The 6,809-nt window shown below is 49.4% G+C and carries 8 protein-coding genes and 1 pseudogene; all 9 read right to left on the bottom strand.

Going from position 1 to position 6,809, the window contains the following annotated elements; translation table 11 throughout:
* A partial coding sequence (locus NUV48_15235) for a hypothetical protein (GenBank protein ID MCR4443486.1) occupies positions 1 to 551 on the bottom strand: 551 nt, incomplete at its 3' end.
* Between the two features lie 13 nt (positions 552 to 564).
* The gene (locus NUV48_15230; protein ID MCR4443485.1) at positions 565 to 954 is read right to left on the bottom strand and encodes a phage tail protein; all 390 of its coding nucleotides are present in this window, start codon (positions 952 to 954) and stop codon (positions 565 to 567) included.
* 15 nt (positions 955 to 969) lie between these two features.
* The gene (locus NUV48_15225) at positions 970 to 1,638 is read right to left on the bottom strand and encodes a phage tail protein (GenBank protein MCR4443484.1); all 669 of its coding nucleotides are present in this window, start codon (positions 1,636 to 1,638) and stop codon (positions 970 to 972) included.
* Positions 1,639 to 2,796, bottom strand: coding sequence for a baseplate J/gp47 family protein (locus NUV48_15220; GenBank protein ID MCR4443483.1), 1,158 nt, complete (start codon positions 2,794 to 2,796; stop codon positions 1,639 to 1,641).
* The gene (locus NUV48_15215) at positions 2,789 to 3,178 is read right to left on the bottom strand and encodes a DUF2590 family protein (GenBank protein MCR4443482.1); all 390 of its coding nucleotides are present in this window, start codon (positions 3,176 to 3,178) and stop codon (positions 2,789 to 2,791) included. The genes NUV48_15220 and NUV48_15215 overlap by 8 nt, the downstream gene beginning before the upstream one ends.
* Before the next feature lie 12 nt (positions 3,179 to 3,190).
* Positions 3,191 to 3,640 carry a hypothetical protein gene (locus NUV48_15210; GenBank protein MCR4443481.1) on the bottom strand — a complete coding sequence of 150 codons (450 nt, stop codon included), beginning with the start codon at positions 3,638 to 3,640 and terminating at the stop codon, positions 3,191 to 3,193.
* Positions 3,616 to 4,407 carry a hypothetical protein gene (locus NUV48_15205; GenBank protein MCR4443480.1) on the bottom strand — a complete coding sequence of 264 codons (792 nt, stop codon included), beginning with the start codon at positions 4,405 to 4,407 and terminating at the stop codon, positions 3,616 to 3,618. The genes NUV48_15210 and NUV48_15205 overlap by 25 nt, the downstream gene beginning before the upstream one ends.
* A gap of 10 nt (positions 4,408 to 4,417) precedes the next feature.
* On the bottom strand, positions 4,418 to 4,963 hold the full coding sequence (locus NUV48_15200) for a hypothetical protein (protein ID MCR4443479.1): 546 nt from the start codon (positions 4,961 to 4,963) through the stop codon (positions 4,418 to 4,420).
* A pseudogene (locus NUV48_15195) lies at positions 4,960 to 6,747 on the bottom strand (phage tail tape measure protein). Before NUV48_15195 ends, NUV48_15200 begins: the two are co-directional and overlap by 4 nt.
* Positions 6,748 to 6,809: the final 62 nt, after the last annotated feature.

Raw genomic sequence — 6,809 nt, 5'->3', positions numbered from 1 at the left:
TTTGGGGTAACTGTTGTATCTACGGCCTTATGTGGCATATCATCTGCCAAATGCGCAGCATGCTCATCCTTGAGTTGTTTCAATGTGGTACCGTCCCAGCCAGACCCAACAACTTCTGTTTTGGCAGTATCCACCGTATCCTTCCTGGCTATATCCTCAGCGGCGGCGGGGGCTGCCACTTGCGCCCGGCCTGCAGCATCTCGTAAGACAAGCCTGCTGGGCGTGGGGGAGGGAGTAGCGCTATGAGGAGCTGTGAGGTTGGCATGGTTGTCTACCGTATCCTTCCGGGCAATGTCGTCAGCTTCGGAAGGAGCTGCAATCTTGGCCCGACCGTTGGCATCCCGGAGTATAATCCTATTGGCCGTGGCTGCCGATGTGGCCCCGTGTGGGCCTGTGCTTACCTGGTGAGTATCGTTTTGTTCTTTGAGGTAAGCATCATTGTCGATAAGTTTCTTAAGCTGCGGATTCCAGGTTTCAGGCTGGCCTTGGTCGCTTGTCTCCAGCTGCCTGATACGGTCTGAATATTGGGGAGTTCCTATCATGTCGGTCATAATTCATCACCCCTTAGAATAATTCATCAATTTCATGTCTCAGGTTGAATCCAGCTTCTTTAAGCTTCCCTGAAAAAGTGGCCCTGACAACCAGGTCACCATCATTATCAATAAGCCCAGCCTCGGTAATAATTGTACCGTTGAGGTTGTCGCTATCAAGTATCTCGGCCATATGCCTCAATGTGGTCTGATTGATGATTGTCTGGGTCACTGCTTTGGATAAAACCTGGGTTTCCAGCGCTGTATCATCCGGAGTAGGCGGGACTGGAGTATTTGTGTCCCCGGGGTTATGTCCGCCGGTGCCAAACACCATATTAGTGATTGTTGGTATTGGGATTTCCCCTTTTCTTGCCCGTGCCAGCTTATTCCTGGCGTTTGTCGTTGTCACAATATAATAAGACATCTCATTGCCCCCTTCCTATACAGGGATTGATGTAATTGTTATAGCTGCAGACTTGGAGTTAAGTTGCCAGCTGCCATCCAAAACCTTACTGCCGTCTAATATGATATTACCAGGTGGATAACTTACTTTCTGATTAAATACCATGGTCTCAGTGCCCTTAGCTCGATAATTCTGTCTAGTGCTAATCCTGTAACTCAATATCAGTATCGCTATCTTCGCATGGGCGGCCTTTGTCACCTTTAAGGTCTTTTTTAATGACTCAATCGTAGGCAGAGAAAGAGGCTGGCTGATGTTGCCTTGCGCCGTTATGTTCATTTCAGCCCATCTAAGCGGATCCTCATTGTATAGGTTATAGATGGTAGCTGTAAATCCAATCTGGGCTAAGGATTCTATTAGTCCAGTATCCGTACCGCCCATGGCGTAGATAGTCCTGGCCGACTGCAGCCGAAGCCGGTACACATCATCCGACTCCCCCGGCAGCCGGGGCATCCTCCTGTCCATGCCGTGGAGATCCAGCGCCCATCCGGGAGCAGTATCTATTATCCAGGCCCGGCGGATCTGAAAAAATGCTTGTTTTAATTCCTCCAGTTTTGCCCCGATTGCCTGAAACAATAGATAGATGTCAGAACCCACCTTCCGAAACGGCAAAGGAAGAAGAGACCAAATGTATTCTCCAAAGCTCATTTATGCCACCCTTTCCACTGTGACGTTTATTGTCCCGGCAACGAGCAGATCACCGGCGCTGGCGATGACATCAGCTGCAGGCTGGGTGATGACAACGTTTACTACCGGTGATATTCCCATCCCGATAGAAGTCAGCCTGGCCCTGTACAGGGATTCACTAATCCGGAAAGGCTTAATGCCCATGTCATAATAGGTCTGGCTTTTTGTAAACAATGCCGCATATCTTGCTTCGCCTTCAGCTTGAGTGGTTGCGATATCACCTTCATCAGCCGGCAGCTGAAGAGTGATATTAAGATTCACAGGAACCTGATTAGATCCTTTTACCAAAACATTTGCGACATTCGGTTTTTTCGTGTCTATATAGGCTTGAACCTGGTCTATTAGATTCTGGGTAGGTGCTCCTGATTCTGAGGCGATTGTTACATCTACCGTACCCTGCCCTCTAGGATGGTCAGAATCCACGGAAACGTCACGAACCCCGGCAATACTGCGAGCCCAGGAGATATAAGCGGCATCTGTTCCACCTTCGGAAAGCTCCTCCCATTTGAGCTGGTACCTTTCCCGGAGGGCTTCGTCCGTTTCCTCATCGGTGCCCTCCTGAGTAATCCAGTCAGCGTTATTTGTTACATAATCAATCCCGCTTACGTACGTAACAAGTTGAGTAATCTTCCCGGCCCCCACGTTATAGGCTGACCCGGCATATTCGGCAATCACCGGCACCGATATTTCAGCGTTGCCATCCGGCAGAATGATTGACTCGGTGTTAGTAGCAATATATCTTAGTTCCTTGCCATCCGGCAGAACTTCGGTCTTGATCATAACCCCCGGCTGGATCCGCACGTTCCCGGTAGTGCTGTTCCTGCCAAAGATAAGATTGCCTTGGGTTTTGACTGCCGCAAACCTGGTTATGCCCACGTCGGCGCATTTTCTATCCAGCCAGGTTCCGGATGCTGTGGAAGCAAAGCCCTGAGGAATCACAATAAGAAGAAGATTCCAAAGGTCAGCCACACCCTGGAGGCAGGCTCCTACTAAGCGTCTGAATACTCCGTAAGCATTGAAGTTTGTAACTTTTCCACCACTTTGGCGGTAACTTTCATAGACTTCCGCCTCCAAAGTGGTTTTATCTTTCCAGCCCAGTATGGCTTTCCAATCAACCACCGGTCAACACCTCCACTGTAAAGCCTGTCAAATCATATCCCAGCACTAGGTTCATGGGGTTACCATCATCTATTGGCTGAAAACTAGCCGTAGCCTGTATGTTGTCCCGTTCCCAGGTAGATACTTCACAGGCTGCGGTACCGGGTACCACCCGCGGATCCGTCTCCAGAAGCATAACAATAGCCTGCTGGAAGTCCAGTTTGTTAATTTCTGTCGCTTCATCCTTAAGGTACTGCTGGATGCCAGCGTCCGAGAGAACCATATGTTTTAAATCCTGGGCCAGACACTCCCGGCCACTGACCATGTCAATATCACCATCAGCTTTGACTACAAAATCCATGTCAACCAGGGAAATGTCTGTTCCAAGCTGCTCGTTGCTCATACACCTGCCTCCTTACACCCCGTTGATGGTGCCGGTGACAACCAAGTTGCCTTGGACTGTCGTAGTCGGGGCGATAATCTTAACCTCGGTTGAAGCGCTGATTACCATCAGGCCCAGGGGATGATCTCCGACCTGTCCTTCCTGGAGGACGGCGTCTATATATGGCTGGCCAGGGTCGTTATAGTAGAAGCCCAACCGGACAACGGAGCCAACCGGCGGGATGCAGTAGATACCGATTCCAGAACCGGACCAAAGGGCCGGAGCTTCCACTTTTGGCAAGATAGGCATATCCTCCTTGGGGAGGTCGTCTTTATCCAGCACCTGAACGTCCACAGCGTAGGGGCCGTTTTCATATATCTTTACCACCTTACCCTTTACCTTGTAAGGGATACCCTTCAGCTCCGGGAAGGCTTCCAACATGATAGTCCTGAATATTTCTATTGCTTCGCGATTTGTGCCCATTCTATTTTCATCCTCGCTTTAGCAGAGTGGTGGTAGTGGACCTTTTCCAGGCGCACAACCTGGGGCTGGTTCCAATACCTTGGGTCTATAATTTTTACCCGGTGTGAGTGTCTCAGGAAAGGAAGAGCTATTGTCTCCAACTCACCCTGGGTACCAGATTCCAACAACCTGTGAGACAAAATGTTCTGACCATATTCCAGAACGGGAAGCTTGGACTGCAGATACCTGTCCGATTCTTCCCATGGACCCCAGTAAAACTTTTCCTCGGGGTCGAAATAAAAGCCCCATTCCGGAATGCTCCATGTGCTGTTGACCCTTTTAATAACACCCACAAAGGACTCGTTGGCTGCTATAAAGCCGGGCTTCGGTTGGAATACCTGTGATGACAGCTGATAGTTTGTAACACCTGCAACACTCAAGCCAAACTTGATAATATCCTGGGGTACCGGAGAGACAAACGCACGGGAGATTTTAACCTTCAAATCCTGCATTAAATCCTGAGCCAGGACGGTGACCGCCTTCCCCTGGGGTACCACGTCCGTTACTTTTCCGGAGAAGATGCGCCAGAGCCCACGGCCCAGGTATCCCTGGCACATGCTGATTTTTTGCCCTTTAGTGATATTAGAATAAGGGAAGCCTTTTCGGGTAAATTCAATCTCAGCCCTGTCTGTGGGGCTTAACCTGGCCGAAAAGACATCGAACCTGGTCATATTCGTTACCGTCCAGGTGCCTATATCAATATTCCAGATGGGAGAGATATACTGCATAAGATCAACCCTATTCATCATCGTCAATGGCCGGTGTCTGGGCCAATTTCCTGGTAACAAAATCTTCTATCGTTTCAGTTTCAGCACCGAAATCATCAGGCTCAAGGATGTCCTCGGTCAGGATCCTTGCCTCACTCTTAACCACCACCGGCCGCCATTCTTTGAAGGCAAGCTCTGCCGTGATAGTGTCGTTTTTGTTGTCCTCGGTGGAACGCAGCGTCTCAAAGATAACCTCTTTGATATTCCAGATGGCCGTATGCTTATTGACTATCTGGTAAATGTACGGCTTGGCGTTTTTGTCCAGCTTCTGCAGGATCCCCACAATAGTCTTCAGCTTCTCATAACAAGTGCTGGTATCGTCCGTGGGGAGCTGCAGCGTGAGGTTAATCAGGGCGTCTTTAAAACCCTGGGGCTGTTTGGAGGTTCCGGAAGTGCCGGGCACTTCCATTTCATCGGTCCTGACGCCGCCTTCAATCTCCATAGACTGGATGTTGCCGGGGAGGATGACGCCGCCCACTTTTACCTGTCCGAAGTCGTTGGTAATAACCTGTCTCATTCATCATCTACCTCCTCGGCAATCCCCCGAAGCATCTCAATAAAGGCGTCTCTGTCTTCAATCTTTTCAGAAACCTGCAGTATTAGCCTTTGAATCAGAATTGGCCGCCCGCCCTTGCTGCTATCTGTTTTTTCCTTGTTCCTGGTGAATATCCCGGACAGCTCCGGAATAACAATCTGTCTCGCAGCTCCGGCTCCGGCCGATGCCCCAGCCAGGGCAAAAGGTATTTCCTCAAAGTTAAGGCGCAACATATCCTGCAGCTGGGGGAGGGCTTTGATGGCCCCGGCCTGGAAGGTCTGGATCATGGCTATCCCGCTTTTGGTTAGGGTGGATAAGGGTCCTTCCTTGGCATCCGAGAAGGGGAGGAGGTTGCGGACTTTCTCGAGCCCAGACTGGACAAGCTCGGCCGGTTTGCCAATCATGGATTTGAGCCCGTCCACAAAAGCCCCCAGGAGGGCCGCCCCGGATTGCTTAAACTCTGCCACCTTGTTACTCAGCCAGCTCAGAACATTGGTCACGGCTCCTGATAAATACTCAAGGACATTGGAAGCCACTTGCTTAACTGCATCCCAGTTTCTATACAGGGCGTAGAGAGCGGCCCCCAGAGCTACCACTCCTATGATTACCCAGGTGATGGGGTTAGCCAGTAAAGCTGCAGTTACGGACCAGATGCCGGTTAATAGGGCTGGAATTACTCTAGTAACTAACATTAATACTTGTGTTGCTAATCGCCCTAGAACTCCTCGCGATATTACTCCAAATTTATTAAATGTCATCCATAAGTATTTTAATCCTGGGATAAGCCCTTTTTTAATTGGTATATTCGCTAACCACTTAAGCCCCCGGCCTAGCTGCAGCCAAGTCATCTTGCCATAAGCACCCATAATAATCAGACTGGCTGCTACTGACAGAATTGGAGCCACAATGCTTAGAATTCCAGCTGCTAATGCAAATATTAATACTACTGTCTTTGCAAGATAGGGATGAGTTTTAAGGAATCCGGAAAAACTTTGTATAAGGGATCTGACTTCCGGAATTAACTCTTTGATAGTCGGCATGAGCATCATGCCAACTTCCCGGCGCAAAGACTGAAGGTTGTTTAAAGTGATTAGATATTCAGCCAGTTCTGTAGCCTCAATCCTTCCCTGAGCCTCAGCTGCAGCACCGGCAGAATTACGGACCGCATCCAGATTCTTCTTCATTTGACCGGTTTGCTTGTTCAAAAGGATGATAGCCCGCAGCCCTTCATCCCCGAAGGCTTGCTGGAATTTCATCTGCACCTGGGGCGAAGCCCTGGAAAGGTCTCCATATTTCTTCCGGATGTTCTCCAGGGTGCCGATAAAGTCAGTACCTCCGGAGGCGTTCCTGGCAATCGTAAATCCCAATTCTCTTGATGCCTTGTTCATCTGGCGCATGGAAGCCGCAAATGCGGTACCGGCCATGCCGCCTTTTAAACCTGCATTATTGAGATGACCAATTATCGTGTTCAATTCGGCAAATTCCATCCTAGCCTGGATGGCAGCGGGCATCCCATATTTTAATCCTTCTGATAGCTGCCCTAAATTGGCTATTTGAAACATCTGCTGGGTCTTGGTAATGATATCACCAAGCTTGGACATTTCCTTCTGGACATCATTGGTTTTATCACCCATGTTGTTGTACGAAGTAGCAATCAAATCAGCTGCGGCGGCGTTATCTCCGAAAGTTGCTGTTGCCACGCGCAGCGCCGTTTCAGTACCATATATGGCCTGAATATCATTAAGTCCGGCGCTAGCCATCATATATGTAGTGTCACTAGCGTTGCATAAAAAAGATTAACCAATTTACAATGCTATCGGGTCAAATG

The sequence above is a fragment of the Peptococcaceae bacterium genome (assembly GCA_024655825.1).
GTDB lineage: Bacteria > Bacillota > Peptococcia > DRI-13 > PHAD01 > JANLFJ01.
The sequence above is the reverse complement of the archived record's forward strand: the minus strand, read 5'-3'. Positions and strand labels throughout refer to the sequence as shown.